Source organism: Paracoccus sp. NBH48 (assembly GCF_015390265.1).
Lineage (GTDB): Bacteria > Pseudomonadota > Alphaproteobacteria > Rhodobacterales > Rhodobacteraceae > Paracoccus > Paracoccus marcusii.
This window is the reverse complement of record NZ_VUOJ01000004.1, coordinates 57,501-75,273: the sequence shown is the minus strand read 5'-3', so window position 1 is coordinate 75,273 and position 17,773 is coordinate 57,501. Positions and strand designations below refer to the sequence as shown.

General features: G+C 69.0%; 15 protein-coding genes and 3 pseudogenes (1 of these 18 running past the window's edge). 10 read left to right on the top strand and 8 right to left on the bottom strand.

Annotation, left to right across the window (positions count from 1 at the left end):
- Positions 1-116 precede the first annotated feature (116 nt).
- The 5 genes and pseudogenes from leuS to F1642_RS07220 all read left to right on the top strand — a co-directional run bounded on the left by leuS (position 117) and on the right by F1642_RS07220 (position 5,339).
- Positions 117-2,655: pseudogene (gene leuS / locus F1642_RS07235) on the top strand (leucine--tRNA ligase).
- Positions 2,642-2,854 carry a hypothetical protein gene (locus tag F1642_RS15690; protein ID WP_255522240.1) on the top strand — a complete coding sequence of 71 codons (213 nt, stop codon included), beginning with the start codon at positions 2,642-2,644 and terminating at the stop codon, positions 2,852-2,854. The pseudogene leuS and the gene F1642_RS15690 overlap by 14 nt, the downstream one beginning before the upstream one ends.
- A complete protein-coding gene (gene lptE / locus F1642_RS15685) occupies positions 2,826-3,137 on the top strand; it encodes an LPS assembly lipoprotein LptE (protein ID WP_255522238.1) in 312 nt (103 codons plus the stop codon). Before F1642_RS15690 ends, lptE begins: the two co-directional genes overlap by 29 nt.
- 3 nt (positions 3,138-3,140) lie before the next feature.
- Positions 3,141-4,169: a DNA polymerase III subunit delta gene (gene holA, locus F1642_RS07225; RefSeq protein ID WP_139599433.1), complete on the top strand. Its 1,029-nt coding sequence runs from the start codon at positions 3,141-3,143 to the stop codon at positions 4,167-4,169.
- A 38-nt stretch (positions 4,170-4,207) separates the two neighbouring features.
- A pseudogene (locus F1642_RS07220) lies at positions 4,208-5,339 on the top strand (TIGR03862 family flavoprotein).
- Here the strand turns inward: F1642_RS07220 and F1642_RS07215 are convergent.
- The 3 genes and pseudogenes from F1642_RS07215 to F1642_RS07205 all read right to left on the bottom strand — a co-directional run bounded on the left by F1642_RS07215 (position 5,336) and on the right by F1642_RS07205 (position 7,023).
- Positions 5,336-5,923: a glutathione S-transferase family protein gene (locus tag F1642_RS07215; RefSeq protein WP_046000383.1), complete on the bottom strand. Its 588-nt coding sequence runs from the start codon at positions 5,921-5,923 to the stop codon at positions 5,336-5,338. The pseudogene F1642_RS07220 and the gene F1642_RS07215 sit on opposite strands and share 4 nt — an antisense overlap.
- Positions 5,924-5,975: 52 nt before the next feature.
- Positions 5,976-6,559, bottom strand: a pseudogene (locus tag F1642_RS07210) (lytic transglycosylase).
- A gap of 137 nt (positions 6,560-6,696) precedes the next feature.
- Positions 6,697-7,023 carry a winged helix-turn-helix domain-containing protein gene (locus tag F1642_RS07205; RefSeq protein WP_255522236.1) on the bottom strand — a complete coding sequence of 109 codons (327 nt, stop codon included), beginning with the start codon at positions 7,021-7,023 and terminating at the stop codon, positions 6,697-6,699.
- A gap of 130 nt (positions 7,024-7,153) precedes the next feature.
- On the opposite strand from F1642_RS07205, the gene F1642_RS07200 reads away from it, so the two are divergent.
- Entirely contained in the window at positions 7,154-8,335 is a 1,182-nt protein-coding gene (locus tag F1642_RS07200; RefSeq protein WP_194885890.1) for an acetyl-CoA C-acyltransferase family protein, read from the top strand.
- A 112-nt stretch (positions 8,336-8,447) separates the two neighbouring features.
- Complete coding sequence (locus F1642_RS07195) at positions 8,448-10,214, top strand: L-lactate permease (RefSeq protein ID WP_217845287.1); 1,767 nt, start codon at positions 8,448-8,450, stop codon at positions 10,212-10,214.
- 340 nt (positions 10,215-10,554) lie between these two features.
- Here F1642_RS07195 and F1642_RS07190 read toward each other — a convergent pair whose 3' ends face one another.
- From F1642_RS07190 to F1642_RS07170, 5 genes are all read right to left on the bottom strand, one after another.
- Positions 10,555-11,157, bottom strand: a complete 603-nt coding sequence (locus tag F1642_RS07190; RefSeq protein ID WP_194885889.1) for a VUT family protein — start codon at positions 11,155-11,157, stop codon at positions 10,555-10,557.
- A 94-nt stretch (positions 11,158-11,251) separates the two neighbouring features.
- Complete coding sequence (locus F1642_RS07185; RefSeq protein WP_045983137.1) at positions 11,252-12,169, bottom strand: esterase-like activity of phytase family protein; 918 nt, start codon at positions 12,167-12,169, stop codon at positions 11,252-11,254.
- The gene (mepA, locus tag F1642_RS07180) at positions 12,142-13,005 is read right to left on the bottom strand and encodes a penicillin-insensitive murein endopeptidase (RefSeq protein WP_194885888.1); all 864 of its coding nucleotides are present in this window, start codon (positions 13,003-13,005) and stop codon (positions 12,142-12,144) included. The genes F1642_RS07185 and mepA overlap by 28 nt, the downstream gene beginning before the upstream one ends.
- Positions 13,002-14,372 carry an MFS transporter gene (locus F1642_RS07175; protein WP_194885887.1) on the bottom strand — a complete coding sequence of 457 codons (1,371 nt, stop codon included), beginning with the start codon at positions 14,370-14,372 and terminating at the stop codon, positions 13,002-13,004. The genes mepA and F1642_RS07175 overlap by 4 nt, the downstream gene beginning before the upstream one ends.
- Before the next feature lie 42 nt (positions 14,373-14,414).
- Positions 14,415-14,975: an acyl-CoA thioesterase gene (locus F1642_RS07170; protein ID WP_045983134.1), complete on the bottom strand. Its 561-nt coding sequence runs from the start codon at positions 14,973-14,975 to the stop codon at positions 14,415-14,417.
- 178 nt (positions 14,976-15,153) lie between these two features.
- Between F1642_RS07170 and F1642_RS15680 the strand changes: the two genes are divergently transcribed.
- From F1642_RS15680 to msrP, 3 genes are all read left to right on the top strand, one after another.
- Positions 15,154-15,447, top strand: a complete 294-nt coding sequence (locus tag F1642_RS15680; protein ID WP_045983133.1) for a YggT family protein — start codon at positions 15,154-15,156, stop codon at positions 15,445-15,447.
- Positions 15,447-17,483, top strand: a complete 2,037-nt coding sequence (gene recQ / locus F1642_RS07165) for a DNA helicase RecQ (protein WP_255522235.1) — start codon at positions 15,447-15,449, stop codon at positions 17,481-17,483. The genes F1642_RS15680 and recQ overlap by 1 nt, the downstream gene beginning before the upstream one ends.
- A 138-nt stretch (positions 17,484-17,621) precedes the next feature.
- Positions 17,622-17,773: the 5' end (the start) of a protein-methionine-sulfoxide reductase catalytic subunit MsrP gene (gene msrP, locus F1642_RS07160; protein WP_194885885.1), read on the top strand. 760 nt of this gene lie beyond the right edge of the window; only the first 152 of its 912 coding nucleotides appear in the window; the start codon lies at positions 17,622-17,624; its stop codon lies off the right edge, out of view.

Sequence of the window (17,773 nt, the reverse complement as noted above, 5' to 3'; positions counted from 1 at the left end):
GTGTTTCGCGATGTCCGCGGACGGTCGCATTCGACGGGGTCCGGTCGGCCGCATCTGGACCCGCACAGGCGGGGCGTATAGACCCTGCGGGCAACGAATGATGCCCGAGGTTCCCCATGCCCTATGATCCCGCGACAAGCGAAGCCCGTTGGCAGACGGCCTGGGCCGATGCCGACGCCTTTGCCGCTATCCGCGACGAGCGCCCGAAATACTATGTGCTGGAGATGTTCCCCTATCCGTCGGGGCGCATCCACATGGGCCATGTGCGCAACTATGCGATGGGCGACGTGGTCGCGCGGTTCAAGCGGGCGCAGGGGTTCAGCGTGCTGCACCCGATGGGCTGGGACGCCTTCGGCATGCCCGCGGAGAACGCCGCGATGGAGCAGGGCGGTCATCCCCGTGACTGGACCTATGCCAACATCGCAACCATGCGCGAGCAGCTGAAGCCTCTGGGCCTGTCCATCGACTGGAGCCGGGAATTCGCGACCTGCGACGACGCCTATGTGGCGCAGCAGCAGGCGCTGTTCCTGGACATGCTGGACGCAGGGCTGATCACGCGCAAGTCGGCGCAGGTGAACTGGGACCCGGTCGACATGACCGTGCTGGCCAATGAACAGGTGATCGACGGCAAGGGCTGGCGGTCGGGCGCCACGGTGGAACGGCGCGAGCTGACGCAGTGGTTCTTCAAGATCAGCGATTACAGCGACGAGCTGCTGGAGGCGCTGGACGGGCTGACGGGCTGGCCCGAGAAGGTCCGCCTGATGCAGGCCAACTGGATCGGCCGGTCGCGCGGGCTGCAGTTCACCTTCCGCACGGTCGACGCGCCGACGGGCCATGAGGCGATCGAGGTCTATACGACCCGTCCCGACACGCTGATGGGCGCCAGCTTCGTCGCGCTGTCGCCGGATCATCCCCTGGTCAAGGAGCTGGCGGCCAGCCGCCCTGAGATCGAGGCCTTCCGCGAGGAATGCAAGCGCATCGGCACGACCGAGGAAGCCATCGAGACCGCGCCCAAGCTGGGCTTCGACACCGGCCTGTCCGTCGCGCATCCGCTGGACCCCGACTGGCGCCTGCCGATCTGGATCGCGAATTTCGTGTTGATGGATTACGGCACCGGCGCGATCTTCGGCAGCCCGGCGCATGACGAACGCGACCATGAATTCGCGCGCAAGTACGGCCTGCCCATCCGCGCGACCTTTGGTCAGCCCGGCATGACGCAGGACCAGGCAGACGCACTGGTGGCGGATGCGCCCTTCGTGCCTGCCAAGACCGAACCCGTGACCTATGTCCGCGGCTTCAGCGGCGCGGCCGATCAGACCGGAGAGGCCGCCGTCGACGCCGCCATCGCCCATGCGGAAAGCGCGGGATACGGCGAGGGCGTGACCAAGTTCCGCCTGCGCGACTGGGGCATCTCGCGCCAGCGCTATTGGGGCTGCCCGATCCCGGTCCTGCATTGCGACAGCTGCGGGACCGTGCCCGAGGCGAAAGCGAACCTGCCCGTGCTGCTGCCGCAGGACGTAACCTTCGACGTGCCGGGCAACCCGCTGGATCGCCACCCGACCTGGCGTCAGGCGACCTGCCCCAAATGCGGAGGCGCGGCGCGGCGCGAGACCGACACGATGGACACGTTCGTCGATTCGTCGTGGTATTACGCGCGCTTCACCTCGCCGGGGGCGGCGACGCCGACCGACCGGGCGGATGCGGAATACTGGATGAACGTCGACCAGTATATCGGCGGCGTCGAACACGCGATCCTGCACCTGCTCTATTCGCGCTTCTTCGCCCGCGCGATGGTCAAGACGGGCCACCTGCCCGAGAGGGCACGAGAGCCGTTCGACGCGCTGTTCACGCAAGGCATGGTCACGCACGAGATCTATCGCACCACCGACGACCGGGGGCGCCCGGTCTATCACCTGCCCGAGGACGTGACCGACGGGCGTCTGGCCGACGGCACCGCGGTCGAGGTGATCCCGTCCGCGAAGATGTCGAAATCCAAGAAGAACGTCGTCGATCCGGTCAGCATCGTCGAAAGTTTCGGCGCCGATACCGCCACGCTGGTTCATGCTGTCGGACAGTCCGCCCGAGCGCGACGTCGAATGGACCGCCGCCGGAGCGGAGGCCGCGTTCAAGTTCCTGTCCCGCGTCTGGCGCCTGGCCGACGAGGTTCCCGAAGGGGGCGACGATGCCGACCTGACGCGCACGGCGCACCGCGCCATCGCCGATGTCACCAAGGCCATCGAGGGCTTTGCCTTCAACAAGGCGGTCGCGAAACTCTATGAACTGGCCAACGCGGTCGCGAAATCGCAGGCCGGGGGCGAGGCGCGCCGTGCGGCCCTGCGGATCATGGCCCAGCTGATGGCGCCGATGGTGCCGCACCTGGCCGAAGAGGTCTGGTCGAAATCGGGCGGGCAGGGCATGGTCGTCGATGCAGGCTGGCCAAAGGCGGACCCGGCCCTGCTGGAGGACGACAGCGTGACCCTTCCGATCCAGATCAACGGCAAGCGCCGGGCCGAGATCACCGTTCCCAAGACCATGCCCAAGTCCGAGATCGAGGCGCTGGTGCTGGCCGACGACACCGTTCTGCGGTTCCTGGACGGGGCGGCGGTCAAGAAGCTGATCGTGGTGCCGGGGCGGATCGTCAATGTGGTCGCCTGATCGCCGCGCGGTCCTGCTGGGGCTGCTGGCCGTCTCGGGGCTGGCGGCCTGCGGGCTGTCGCCGGTCTATGGGCCGGGCGGCGGGGGCGGCAAGCTGTTCGGCAAGGTCCGCCCGCGCGACCCGGACACGCCGCTGGACTTCGTCTTCAACCGGCGCCTGGCCGAAACGGTTGGGCCCCGAGGACGCGGCCGTCTATGACCTGGATTACCGCATCAGCGCGGGCGTCGTCGCGCAGGCCATCACGCCCGATGAGGTCACGACCCGCTATTCGCTGAACGGCACCGCCGATTTCGCGCTGACCGGGCCGGGGGGCGCGATGATCACCCAGGGACGCGTCAGCAGCTTCACGTCTTATTCCACCACCGGGACCACGATCTCGACCTTGGCGGCCGAGGGCGACGCGCGCGAGCGGTTGGCGCTGATGCTGGCCGATCAGGTGGTCACGCGCCTGCTGGCGGCCGCATCCGGCCTGCCGGACTGATCCATGTTGCTGAAGGGGGCCGAGATCGCGCGCTATCTGGCCCGCCCCGACCCCTCGCGGCCGGGGGTGCTGATCTATGGGCAGGATGCGATGCGCGTGGCGTTGAAGCGGGCCGAGGTCGTGCGCGCCCTGACCGGCGAGAAGGCCGACGAGGAGATGCGCCTGATCCGGATGCCCGGCGCGGGCCTGAAGAAGGATCCCGCCCAGCTGATCGACGCGGTGCGCGAGGTGGGGTTCTTTCCCGGCCCCCGCGTGGTCGTGGTCGAGGACACACCCGACCTGGCCACCGACGCGATCCGCGATGCGCTGACAGGCTGGCGGCAGGGGGATGCGGTGATCGTGGTCACGGCGGCCGGCCTGTCCAAGTCGTCATCCCTGCGCCGCCTGTTCGAGACGCATGGCCAGGCGGTGACCGCCCCCATCTATGACGATCCGCCCTCCGAGGACGAGATCGGCCGCTGGCTGGCGGATGCCGGCCTGCGCGAGGTGCCGCGGGACGCGATGCGCGAACTGGGTCTTCTGGCGCGCGCGCTGGACCCCGGCGATCTACGCCAGACGGTCGAGAAGATCGGCCTGTACAAGTACCAGGACCCCGCCCCCCTGACGGTCGAGGAAATCGCCATGCTGGCGCCCGCCACGATCGAGGCCGACCTGGACGAGCTGATCCACACCGTCGCCGAACGCCGCGAGGCCGATTTCGGCCCGCTGATGCGGCGGATCGAACAGCAGGGGATCGCGCCCGTCACCCTGTGCATCGGCGCGCTGCGCCATTTCCGCACGCTGCACCTGGCCGCTGCCGACCCGGCGGGGCCGGGGGTGGCGCTGGCACGCGCGCGCCCACCCGTCTTCGGCCCCCGCCGCGACCGCATGACCCGCCAGGCGCAAAGCTGGGGCATGGGCCCGCTGGAGGAGGCGGTGTCGCTGCTGCTGTCGACCGACATGACCCTGCGGTCCGCCAGCCGCGCGCCGCAGATGCCGCTGGTGGAACGCGCGCTGCTGCGCCTTGCGATGAAGCCGCGGGGGCGGCGGTGACCCTTGCCCTGGTGATCGGGGCCGGACCTGCCGGGCTGATGGCGGCCGAGGCGCTGATGGCGCCCGGCCGTCAGGTGGTGGTGGTCGACGCGATGCCCACGCCCGCGCGCAAGTTCCTGATGGCCGGGAAATCCGGCCTGAACCTGACCCGCGACGAACCGCTGGCGGCCTTTGGCGCCCAGATCTCCGCGTCGGACGGGCGCGATTATCTGGCGACCGATGCGGGGGCGTTCGGCCCGCAGGCGGTGTGGGACTGGGCCCAGGGCCTGGGCATCGCCCTGTTTGCGGGATCGACGGGCCGGGTGTTTCCGGTGGGCATGAAGGCCTCGCCCCTGCTGCGGGCCTGGCTGGCGCGGCTGCGCGCGGGCGGGGTCGAGCTGCGGTCGCGCTGGCGATGGGTCGGGCTGGGCGGTGGTTTCGCCTTCGACACGCCCGACGGTCGCCGGGTTGCTGCAGCCCGACGTCACGGTGCTGGCCCTGGGCGGGGCCAGTTGGCCGCGGCTGGGGTCGGATGCGACCTGGGTGCCGATCCTGGCAGAGGCCGGTGTCGCCATCGCGCCGTTTCGTCCGGCCAACATGGGGTTCCGTGTCGACTGGTCGCCCGCGATGGCGCGGCTGCACGGCGCGCCGGTCAAGGGCGTCGCGATCCGCGCAGGCGACAGCGTCAGCCGCGGCGAGTGGGTCATCACCCCCGACGGGATCGAGGGCGGGGGCGTCTATGCCGTCGCGGCCCCGATCCGCGACGGGCAGGCGGCCCATGTCGATCTGGCCCCCGACCTGGACCACGCGTCCCTGGCGCGGCGCTTTGCACAGCCGCGTGGCAAGCTGAGCCTGGGCAACTGGTTGCGCCGCATCCTGGGCGATCCGGCGCGGGTCGGCCTGCTGCTGGAATGGGGGCGCCCCCTGCCGGACAGCGCCGAGGGCTGGGCCGCGCGGGCCAAGGCGCTGCCGCTTTGCCATGCGGGGCCGATGGGGCTGGACCGGGCGATCTCGTCGGCCGGGGGCATCCGGTCGGAGGCGCTGACGTCTGAGCTTGAACTGCGCGCCCTGCCCGGCGTCTTTGCCGCCGGAGAAATGCTGGACTGGGAGGCGCCGACAGGCGGCTATCTGCTGACCACCTGCCTTGCCACGGGGCTGCGCGCGGGGCAGGCCGCAGCCCGCAGGCTCTAGCGTGCCATGGCCCGCTGATAGGCGGGGCGCTGGCGGATGCGGTCCAGGTATTCGGTCAGGCGGTGTTCGACGATCGGGAACCGCGCCGACAGCGCCCAGTCCAGGCAATGCGCCAGGATCAGGTCGGGCACGGTCATCCGCTCTCCCATCAGATAGGGTCCGTCGGACATGCGGTGGACCAGGGTCTTCTGGCTGGCCTCGAATTCCCATCTCAGGGTGTTCTTGATCGCGCCAAGGCGCATCTCCTCGGGCAGGATGAAGCTGTGGCGCGCGGCCAGCCACAGCGCCGCGTCGAATTCGTCCAGCAGGAACTGGGTCAGGCTGTCCTGGCGTGCCCGGTCCAGGGTGCCCGCCGGGTGGGTCAGATCGCCATGGCGATCGGCCAGATAGGTCAGGATCGCGGTCGAATCGGTGATCGGCGTACCGTCGTCGATCAGGACCGGAACCTTGCCCGCCGGGTTGAACTGGGCCACGCCGTCGCTGCGCGGATTGGCGGGAATGTGGTCGTAAGGCTGTCCCAGCTCCTCCAGCATCCACAGGACGCGCAGGGCGCGGGACTTGGCGGTGCCGATGACGCGGTACATGGGGATCCTCCTGGCCGTTGGACGGACAGAAGGCCCCAGCCCCCGCGCCGCGTCAAGCGCGGCGGCAGCCGACCAGCTGCTGGCGGTACATCTCGGACCGCTGGCCCACGGATCCGGCCACGCGCATCAGCCAGCTTTTCTGGCGATAGCTGCCGCGGGCAAAGCCGCTGCGGCCTTCGTGATAGGCCAGGTACTGCGACGCGGCGTCGTTCTTGGACAGGCCAAGACGCTGCTGGCTGCCATGCATGTACCAGCCCATGAAATCGGTCGCGTCGCGGATGCTGTCGCGCCGGGCACGACGGTTGCCGGTCTCGCGCTGGTACTCCTCCCAGGTGCCGTCCAGGGCCTGGGAATAGCCGAAGGCGCTGCTTTGGCGGCCAATGGAATGACGCCAAGCGCGTATTGATGCGGGGTGCGCGCATCGCCGATGAATTTCGATTCCTGGTACAGGGTCGCCATCTGCACATGGACCGGCACGCCCCATTTGCGTTCGGTCTGGCGCATGGCGCGCAGATAGGCGGGTCGTTCCGACGTGATCGCGCACGCATTGTCCAGCTGCCGCGGCGCGCTGAAGTTCCCGCCGCCCCCGCATGAGGCGACCAGCCCGACAATGGCCAGCTTCAGTAGCCTGTTCATCCTGCCCTCGTTCTCTTGTTTTTGCGGACAGTCTACGCAAATTCACCCGCCTGTGAAATCACAAAGCCGGAAGCGGGGCAGGGACCGGCCGATGGATCAGCCCGATCCCTCGGGCCGCAGCAGGGCGTTCAGCGCCATCAGATCCGCGGCCCCGCATCCAGCAACAGCGATTCCAGCGCCCGGTAATGGGCCAGGACCTGCTGTCCGGTGGGGGTGACGGTCGCGCCGCCGCCCCCCGCCCCGCCGCGCGCGCTGTCGATGACGGGGTCGGCAAAGGCGGTGTTCATCTCCTCGACCAGGGTCCAGGCGCGCTTGTAGCTCATCCCCATCTCGCGCGCGGCGGCCGAGATCGAGCCGAGCCGCCCGATCCGCGCCAGCAGCTCGGCCTTGCCCGGCCCCAGGATCAGGGGCGAGTCGTATTCCAGGCGCAGCTTGATGCGCAGCCGGGGGCCGGTCTGGGTCATGGGATCTCTCTCGTTATTCCTGCGCAACATAGCGCCTTGCGCGGAGGCATGCCAATTTGCCGCGACGGCACGGTTGCGGGACGCGGGCAGCGCGCCCAGACTGTCGCCAAAGGCAAGAGGAGGCCCACCCATGTCCGCATCCGATATCGTCATCCTGTCCGGCGCGCGCACCGCCATCGGCACCTTCGGGGGCAGCCTGGCCGCGGTTCCGCCGATTCAGCTGGCCGCCACCGTCACCCGCGCCGCGCTGGATCGCGCGGGCGTCGCCCCCGACCGGATCGGGCAGGTGGTCTTCGGCCATGTGATCAACACCGAACCCCGCGACATGTACCTGTCCCGCGTCGCCATGCTTGAGGCGGGCATCCCGCATACCACGCCCGCGATGAACGTGAACCGCCTGTGCGGGTCGGGCGCGCAGGCCATCGTGTCGGCCGCGCAGGCGCTGATGCTGGGCGACGCCGATTTCGCGGTCGCGGGCGGCGCCGAGAGCATGAGCCGGTCGCCCTATGTCGTGCCCTCGGCGCGGTTCGGGGCCAAGATGGGGGACCAGGTCATGCTGGACATGATGACCGGCGCGCTGACCTGCCCGATGGGCACGGGCCACATGGGCGTCACGGCGGAGAACGTGGCCGCCGAACATGACATCACCCGCGAACAGCAGGACGCATTCGCGATGGAATCGCAGCGTCGCGCCGCGGCGGCGATCGCGGCGGGCCATTTCAAGGACCAGATCGTCCCGGTCGAGGTCAAGTCGCGCAAGGGCATGGTGGCCTTCGACACGGACGAGCACCCCAAGGACACCAGCCTGGAGAAGCTGGCGGGCCTGAAGGCCGTGTTCCAGAAGGGCGGCAGCGTGACCGCGGGCAATGCCAGCGGCATCAACGACGGTGCCGCGGCCTTGGTCCTGGCGCGGGCGGATGCCGCCGAACGCGCGGGCCTGACCCCGCGGGCGCGCATCCTGGGCTATGCCGTGGCCGGCGTGCGCCCCGAGGTCATGGGCATCGGCCCGGTCCCGGCGGTCGAGGCGCTGATGGCCCGCACCGGGCTGAAGGCCGGCGATTTCGACGTGATCGAATCGAACGAGGCCTTTGCCGCCCAGGCCCTGGCGGTGAACAAGGGCCTGGGTCTGGACCCTGCCCGCGTGAACCCCAATGGCGGCGCCATCGCCCTGGGCCATCCGGTCGGCGCCACCGGCGCGATCCTGATGGTCAAGGCCATCCACGAGTTGGAGCGCACGGGCGGGCGCACCGCGCTGATCACCATGTGCATCGGCGGCGGCCAGGGCATCGCCATCGCGATCCGCCGCGACTGACGCACCGTTCCGACACCGTTTGCGCAACCGGTCTGGTTTCCAGACCGGTTTTTTCTTGCTTTCCGCTGTGAACCTGTCCCGAATGATGCGGACAATTCGAGGAGGAGTTGGGGTGTCACAGGGAATAATGTTCATTGCCGCGGCCTTGCCCGTCGCGGTGGTGTTTGTGTTGCTGGTCGTCATGCGACGGTCGGCCAAGCTGTCGATGATGACCGCCTATGTGGTCACGGTGCTTCTGGCACTGTTCCTGTGGGGGGCGCCGCTGGCGCGGGTCGCGGGGGCCACGGTCAACGGGCTGGTGACGGCGGTGACGCTGCTCTACATCGTGTTCGGGGCGATCCTGCTGTTGTACACGGTGCAGGAATCGGGGGCGATCCGCACGATCCGGCGCGGGTTCATGGACATCTCGCCCGACCGGCGCATCCAGGCGATCATCATCGCATGGATGTTCGGGTCCATGATCGAGGGCGCGTCCGGGTTCGGCACGCCGGCCGCCGTGGCGGCGCCGCTGCTGCTGGCGATCGGCTTTCCGGCCATGGCCGCGGTCATGGTCACGCTGATCATCCAGTCGACGCCGGTGTCCTTCGGCGCGGTCGGCACGCCGATGCTGGTCGGCATCAACACCGGCCTGTCCAACAGCCCCGAGGTCGCCAGCGCCATCGCGCCCCTGACCCTGGCAGAATACGTGCCGGTGGTGGCCGCGCAGGTCGCGCTGGTCCATGCGCTGGTGGGCGTGCTGATCCCGCTGCTGATGGTCGGCATGCTGACGCGATTCTTCGGCACCGAGCGCAGCTTTGCCAAGGGCTTTCGCGCGTGGAAGTTCGCGATCTTTGCCGGGTTGGCCTTCACGATGCCCTATCTGCTGGTCGCGCGCATCCTGGGACCGGAATTCCCGTCCCTGCTGGGCGGGCTGATCGGCCTGATGATCGTGGTGCCGGCCGCGCGGGCCGGTTGGTTCATGCCGTCCGACAGCTTCGACTTTCCGGCACGCGCCCAGTGGGACGAAGGCTGGCAGGGCAACATCGAACCCGACCAGGCCGAACTGGGCCCCGATGACCGCCGCATCGGCCTGCTGACGGCTTGGATGCCCTATGTCATCGTCGCGGCGCTGCTGGTGCTGACGCGGACCATCGCGCCGCTGAAGGCGTGGCTGACCGGGCCGGACACCACGCTGGCGCTGCGCGACCTGTTCGGGTCGGGCATCAACGCGACCGCGCAGTTCGCCTATTCGCCGGGGACGGTGATGATCATCGCATCCCTGATCTCGGTCGCGCTGTTCCGCATGCGGGGCAGCGATTACGGCCGGGCCTGGGCGATCTCGGGTCGCACGATGCTGGCCGCGGCGCCCGCGCTGCTGCTGGCGGTGCCGATGGTGCAGGTGTTCATCAACTCGGGCTCGGAGGGCGTGGCGTCCATGCCGATCACCCTGGCCGAGGGGATGGCCGCGGCGACCGGTGCCAGCTGGCCTCTGTTCGCGCCGATCGTGGGCGCGCTGGGCGCGTTCATCGCGGGATCGAACACCGTGTCGAACATGATGTTCGCGCTGTTCCAGTTCTCGGCCGCGCAGGGCATCGGACTGGATCTTGCGGGGATCACCATCGTGGTGGTGCTGCAGGCCGTGGGCGGCGCTGCGGGCAACATGGTCTGCGTGCACAACGTGGTGGCCGCGTCCGCCGTCGTGGGCCTGACCGACCGCGAGGGCGACATCATCCGCAAGACGCTGATCACCATGGCGTATTACGTGGTGCAGGCGGGCCTGATCGGGATGGCGCTGATCGGCGGCGGGCTGTGGTGGCTGGCGGCGCTGATCTGGGCCGCGGTGGTGGTCGGCGCGATGCGCGCCAATCGCGACCGGGCCGCGGTGCCTGTCCGCGCCTGACGCAAGGCTGACGACATCGGTGCGGGCGGTCCCTCGGGGCCGCCCGTTCTCGTTGCGCCGGGCTGCACGGCCGGACACGAGGGCACAAACCGGACACGGGTGCGCAAAAAGGAACGGGCCGCCCAGCAAGAGGCGGCCCGCGAGATCCAAGGAGATGGTCCGGTTAGGGGCGGACGCAGGTCCGGTCCCAACCAGGGGTGGTGGCCTTTGGGGCTGCCCTCAGGCCGGGGTCCCCCGACTGTTCCGAAACGTCTCTCCACTATCACTCTAGACACTGGACCACCTCCTTTCAAAAGATTGCTGTATAGGCACAGGCTGACACAGATCGAAATTCTGTCAATCAGCTTTCTGCCCTGTGCCCCAACAAATTGCGGACGATGATGCGGAACGGCACAAGGGCCAGTATCGCCAGACCAAGTTTGACCATCCAGTCGGCAAGTGCCAGCGAAACCCACAGCGGGCTGAGCGGTCCTGCGCCAAGCAGCGGAACCGCCTCGTTGGCCCAGCCCGTGTTGGTGTCCGCGGGCAGCACGGCCGCAAAGGCGATTCCGAAGAACAGCACCGTGTCCAGCGCAGACCCCAGCAGGGTCGAGACCAGCGGCGCCCGCCACCAGGGCCCGCCGCGCAGCGTGTCGAAGACCTGCACGTCGACCATCTGCGCCGCCAGGAAGGCCGCCCCAGACGCGATGGCGATTCGCAGCGTGGTGGCATCCATCCCCGCGGCGATCAGCGACCAGACGACCCCGGTCACGAACCCTGCCAGCACCACGCGGCGCGCGGCGGCGGCGCCGTGGACGCGGTTCATGACGTCCGTGACCAGGAAGGCCAGCGGATAGGTGAAGGCCCCCCATGTCAGCCAGGTGGCGACCGTGAACTGGACCAGGACGTTCGAGGCCACGACAATGGCGGCCATGGCAAGGATGCCGGGCAGAAAGCGGATCATCGGTGGGTTTCCGTTTTTTGCGAAGGTTGCGGAAGAACTCGGCCCCCCGAACGGGTGGGGCAGCGCGCGCCTTACGCCCGCGCGGGCGGTCTTGTCAATTCCGCAGCGCCTGCAGGCCGGTATCGCGCAGGCGGTATTCGACGATCTCGGTCCGCTGGACGAACAGGAAGTTGTCGTCCGAGATCATGGTGATGCGCATGCCCACGCCGTCATCCCAGACCGAGATGCCTTCCAAGTTGTCGTATTGCAGGGGCCGCGTCTCCAGCAGGATCTGGTCGTCCTGGATCACCCCCGGCTCCAGCCGCATCCGCCGCACGCGCGAGACAAAGCCCAAGATGCCGCGGAAATCGCGCTCCAGCAGGTAGAACCAGCCGTCGGGCCCGAAATCCGCCCCCACCGCACGCCAGCGCGGATCGCGGCGGATCTGGCCGTATTCCGTCCAGGCGCCGTCGAACGAGAGGATGGTGAAGGGCTGGGTTTCCGAACCCGACCGCTCGGGGACGGCGAACAGGGTGCCGTCGTCGTCGATGGCCAGCGCCTCCAGCCCCACGTTCACGCCCATGCCGGGCAGGCGGTCCGGGCGGGGATGGGTGGTGGCGGGTGCGTCGGGGTGATCATAGGTCGCCACCCGGTCCAGCCCTTCGAAGCTGACATGGATGCGGCCGTCGGGGCCCACCGCGATGCCTTCGCTGTCGCCGGTATAGCCGGGGGGCAGGGGCTGGCCCTTGCTGTCCTTCAGGTTCGTGCGCCCGGCGACGGACATGCCGCGCACCAGGCCCTGGGCATCGCGTTCGATCCGCCCCCAGTACAGATGCGCCCGGTCGGTTAGGGCGTGGAACCCGGTGCCGTCCGGGCTGATGTCGATCGCCGAGAAGCCGCCGAAGGTCGATTGGTCCATCGTCCAGATATAGGTGCCGACATAATCAAGAACCGCGCCTGCACGGGCAGGCGCGGTGGCAAGGATCGACCCGGCAAGGGCCAGCGTCAGGGCGCCGATGCGACGGTCGAACATTGGGCTGGCAGGTCGCTCATCCGATAGGTGCGGGGGTGGCGATAGTTGGGGTCCGGGGTCGAGGGCTTGGCGCGGCTGGGGTCGATGCGGATGTTGATCCATTCCTGCGCCTCGGCGCAGCCGTCGCCGGCCGGGATCGGGTTCGGCGTCTGGCAGATCGACCCGGCAGGGCAGTTCATGCGGACGTGGAAATGGAAGTCGTGGTTGTTGATGGGGCGGATCTTGCGCAGCCAGTCGCGGTTGCCGGTCTCCATCTGGCACATGGCGACCTTGGCGACGGGATCGACGAAGATGCGTTCGACGCGGGGATCGCGCGCGGCGGCGCGCATGATCGACATGTGCCCGCCTGTCCAGTTGCCCGACAGCGCCGTGCCGCCATTCGCGACGACCGACACGGATGACAGGTTCTCGCGCTGCTGCGGGGACAGGCCCAGGGTCGGGGGCGGCAGCATCCAGATGTCGGCATCCAGCCCCAGCTGGTGGCTGGCATGGCCCGAGGTCATCGGCCCGCCGCGCGGCTGGCTGATGTCCCCAATATAGAGGCCCCGCCACCCGGCCTGCTGCGCCGCCCGCGACAGGCCCTGCAGAAAGCCGATCATTTCGGGGTGGCCCCAGTTGCGGTTGCGCGACAGGCGCATGGATTGCCAGCTGGGTCCGCTTTCGGGCATCTGCACCAGACCCTGCGCGCAACCTTGGGAATAGTTGCCGATCGACACGGCCGGCCCGCCCGACGCCGTGCGGAACGCGCCGAAGACGTCCTTGGCCAGGGATTGGGCCGATGCGGGCAAAGCCAGGCCCATCATGACGGCGGCGGCGGTCAGGGTCTTGCGGATCACGGGGACGTCTCTCCTTCGGGGTCCACCCACACTAGCAGAACCAGCGCGACAAGAAAGATCACGATCAGGGGAAGAAACCCGATGCGCTGATTCCCGGTCAGGTCGGTGGTCAGCGCGATCAGGAAGGGTGCCAGGAACGCCGTAGCCTTGCCCGACAGCGCGTAAAGCCCGAAACCCTCGGTTGCGCGGTCGGGGGTGGTGTGGCGCACCATCATCGTGCGGCTGGCCGCCTGCAGCGCGCCGCCCGCGCCCCCGATCACCGCCCCGCAGGCAAAGAAGATCAGGTCGGGCAGGCGCAGGGTGCCCAGGACCGCATCCGGCGTGGCAATGCCCAGCACGGATGTCCGGTCCATGCCCACAAGCAGCATGCAGACCGCCATCAGCGCCAGGATGCTGGCCACGATCACTGCGCGGGGGCCGAAGGCGCGGTCCGCGCGCCCGCCCAGCCAGCTGATCACCGCCGCCGAGATCGCGCTGACCACCCCGAAGACGCCGGCCAGGAACACCGGCCAGCCCAGCACCGTCCCCGCATAGACGCCTCCGAACCCGTACAGCGCGTTCAGCGCGTCGCGCGAGAACATCGACGATGCCAGCCACGCCGCCAGGCTGCGCCGATGCCGCAGGCTGCGGATCAGCGTCCACAGGTCGCGCAGGGCGCGGCGCACCTGCACCGGCCGGCCCGGCCCCGGTTCGCGGACCCACAGGAAGAACGGGATCATGAAGACCGCGTACCAGATCGCCGTCAGGGGGCCGACGAACCGCGTACCTTCGCGCATCGCGGGGTCCAGGCCGAACAGGGGCGGGATGCCCAGCAGCGTGCGCCCCGAGGGCATTTCGGCGAACAGCAGCAGCATCACGGCCAGCGCCGTCACTCCGCCCAGATAGCCGAAGGCATAGCCCGACCCGGACAAACGGCCGATCTCGTCGCGCGGGGCCAGGGCAGGCAGCATGGCATTGGTGAAGATGGTGGCGAATTCGACCCCGATCAGGCCGATGCCGAACAAGACGATGGCCTGGATCAGCGGCGGCTGGCCGGGGGTCAGGGTCCACAGCCCCGCCGCGCCCACCACGTAGAATGCCGAGAACACCCAGACCCAGGGCATCCGCCGCCCCGAACTGTCCGCGATGGCGCCCAGGACCGGGGCGGCCAGCGCGATGACCGCGCCCGCGATGGCCAGCCCGTATCCCCAAAGCGTCTGCGCCTGCGCCCCGGCCTGCGCGGCATCCAACCCCTGGGCGATGAAATGCGTGCGCGCGACCTCGGCGAAGTAGATCGAGAAGACGAAGGTCAGCAGCAGCGTGTGATAGGGCTGGCTGGCCCAGTCAAAGAACCACCAGCCCCAGACCCGCCTGCGATCGATCGTCATGTCCGTCCCTCATGGCTTTTCCGCCATAAGGAACAGAGCCCGTCAGAGTGGCAAGTGAAGTTTCGCGTCATCCGGGATGACGGGGGGCCAGGGCCGCGTCGCATCCGCCGCGATCCAGGCCGCGATCCAGTCGGGCAGGGGCGGGCTGTCGGGGGCGTGGCCCAGGGCCTCCATGACGCGGGCGGGGGCGACGATGCCCTGGGCCGAGGTCACGGCCGAGCGGATCATCACCTGGTTGCAGCATTCAGTGCCCTTCCACATGGACTGCTCCATATAGACGAAGCGTGCGTCCCAGCCCACCATGCGCGAGATCATGGTAAAGCGTTCGAAAGCCCGGACACGGCGGCGATAGCGAGTCGAGTTCCCCGCCACCGTGATGCCCCAGCCATTCGCCCGCAGCACCGGCACCAGCCCGGTCCGCCGCGCCAGCGGGATGCGGCCCAGATCGAACAGGGTCAGGGTGCGGCCGTTGTTCAGCTCCCACCAGGGGTCCAGGTCCCAGGGCCAGCACATGTGCGTGGACACATGCGTGCCCAAGGGGTCCAGGGCGGGGGCGTTGCGGAACTTGACCAGTTCCTTGGCAAAGCGGATCAGCGGATACATGGAGGGGCCTTTCGTCAGCAGGCCTTTCGGGGGCGGGCCTTTCGTTCTGCCCCGTGGGTGGCCCGCGATCACGCGGGCGTCAAGCCGGACGCGGCGGCATCCGGTCGCGCCCCGCTTGCGTCCCGCCACACGCGCGGCCATACAGGGCCCGAACGCGCGCGCAGCCAAGGAGACGACCATGGGAACCCTGTACGAAGCCCTGCAACTGATCCTGCAGGTCCTGTGGTTCATCATGATCGTGCACATCATCATGTCCTGGCTGATCAACTTTCAGGTGCTGAACCTGCGCCAGCCGCTGGTCGCGCAGATCTGGGACGGTCTGAACCGGTTGCTGGAGCCGATCTATCGCCCGATCCGGAACATCCTGCCCAATACCGGCGGGCTGGATCTGGCGCCGCTGGTCGTCTTCATCATCATCATCATCGCGCAGCGCGCCCTGGCGAACAACGCGGGCTTCTTCTACGGCATGTGATGTCAACGGACCTGCTGCGCCAGGTCTGGGGATTCGACGGTTTCCGCCCCGGACAGCAAGAGATCGTCGAGGCGGTGGCCGCAGGCCGCGACGTGCTGGCGATCATGCCGACGGGCGGCGGCAAGTCACTGTGCTTCCAGTTGCCCGCGCTGATGCGCGAGGGCGTGACGGTGGTCATCTCTCCGCTGATCGCGCTGATGCGCGATCAGGTGCGCGCGCTCCGCGAAGCGGGGGTCGAGGCGGGCGCGCTGACCAGCGGCAATACCGAGGCCGAGACCGACGCGGTGTTTTCGGCCATCGCCGACGGGCGGCTGAAGGTGCTGTACATGGCGCCCGAACGGCTGGCCTCCGGGGGCACGGTGAACCTCTTGCGCCGGGCGGGCGTCACGGCGATCGCGGTGGACGAGGCGCATTGCGTCAGCCAGTGGGGCCATGACTTTCGCCCCGACTATCTGCGCATCGGCGATCTGAAGCGCGCGTTGGACGTGCCGCTGGCGGCCTTCACCGCCACTGCGGACGTGGAAACGCGGGCCGAGATCGTCACCCGCCTGTTCGACGGACAGGCCCCCGTGACCTTCCTGCGCGGCTTCGACCGGCCGAACATCCGGCTGGCCTTCCAGCCCAAGAACAGCCCCCGCACCCAGGTCCTGGCCTATGCCGCCGCGCGCCGGGGACAGTCGGGCATCATCTATTGCGGCGCCCGCGCGCGGACCGAAAGCCTGGCGCAGGCGCTGCGCGAGGCGGGGCATCCGGCCATCGCCTATCACGCGGGGCTGGAGGCCGAGGCCCGGCGCGAGGCCGAGGCGCGGTTCCAGACCGAGGACGGGCTGATCGTCGTGGCGACCGTGGCCTTCGGCATGGGCATCGACAAGCCCGACATCCGTTGGGTGCTGCACGCCGACCTGCCGAAATCCATCGAAGGATACTATCAGGAGATCGGGCGTGCGGGCCGCGACGGCGACCCGGCGGATACGCTGACCCTCTACGGTCCCGACGACATCCGCCTGCGCCGCACCCAGATCGACGAGGGTTTGGGCGACAGCGCCCGCAAGGCTGGCGATCATGCACGTCTTAACGCGCTTTTGGGCCTGGCCGAGGCCACGGGATGCCGCCGCCGCCGCCTGCTGGCCTATTTCGGCGAGGAGATGGACCGCGACTGCGGCAATTGCGACCTGTGCCAGACCCCGCCCAAGCTGTTTGACGGCACGCTGGCGGTCCGCAAGGCGCTGTCGGCGATGGTGCGCACCGGCGAGTGGTTCGGCAGCGGCCACCTGATCGACATCCTGACCGGGACTACCACCGACAAGGTCCGCGAGCGCGGCCATGACCAGTTGCCGACCTTCGGCGTGGGGCGCGAACACGGGCGCGGGCAGTGGCAGGCGATCTTTCGGCAGATGATGGGGCTGGACCTGTGCCGCCCCGACCCGGAACGCCACGGCGCCCTGCACCTGACCGAGACCGCGCATCCGATCCTGCGCGGCGAGGAGAGCGTGACGCTGCGCGAGGACACGACCAAGGGCGCCAAGCCTGCCAACGTCCTGCGCACCCAGGTATCGGAGGAGGACGAGCCCCTTCTATCCGCGCTGAAGGCCAAGCGGCGCGCCCTGGCCGAGGCGGCGCGCGTGCCGGCCTATGTCATCTTCCCCGACCGCACCCTGATCGAGATGGCCGAGAAGCGGCCGCAAGACCTGGACCAGATGGCGCGGGTCGGCGGCGTGGGGGCAAAGAAGCTGGACAGCTTTGGCCGCGCCTTCCTGGAGGTCATCGCGGGGTCGCAGCCCGAGATGCACCCGGCACGGCGCGCGCTGGCCGGGCGTCCCGAAGGCGCGCTGTTCGACCGGCTGATGGCCGTGCAGCTGGACCTGCAGCGCGGCCCCGACGGCACCGACAAGCCGCTGTCCTGTTCGACCGCCCAGATCAAGCGCATCGCGGAAAGCCGCCCCGCCGGCGTCGATGGACTGGCGCGCCACCTGGACGCGCCGCGCATGGAGCGGTTCGCCGACGCCTTCCTGGCCGAGATCGAGCGCGTCGAATAAATCGCGCCGCGCCTGTAACGAACAGGCGCCCTGCAGCGAACAGTCAACCGAACGTGATGCATCATTTGCGCAACCCCCTGCGTGGATCATGCGATAACGCAAGGGTACCGCCCCGTTGGGGCAGCCCGATCGGAGGACATGATGAAGCTGAACTGGTCTGACGTCACGCCGCACAGGATCTTTCTGGATCGTCGAAAATTCATGGCCGCAGGGGCCGCCGCCGTGGCCCTGCCCGGACTTGTCCGCGCGCAGACGATCGATGCACGCCCGTCCCCGCTGTCGACCGACCA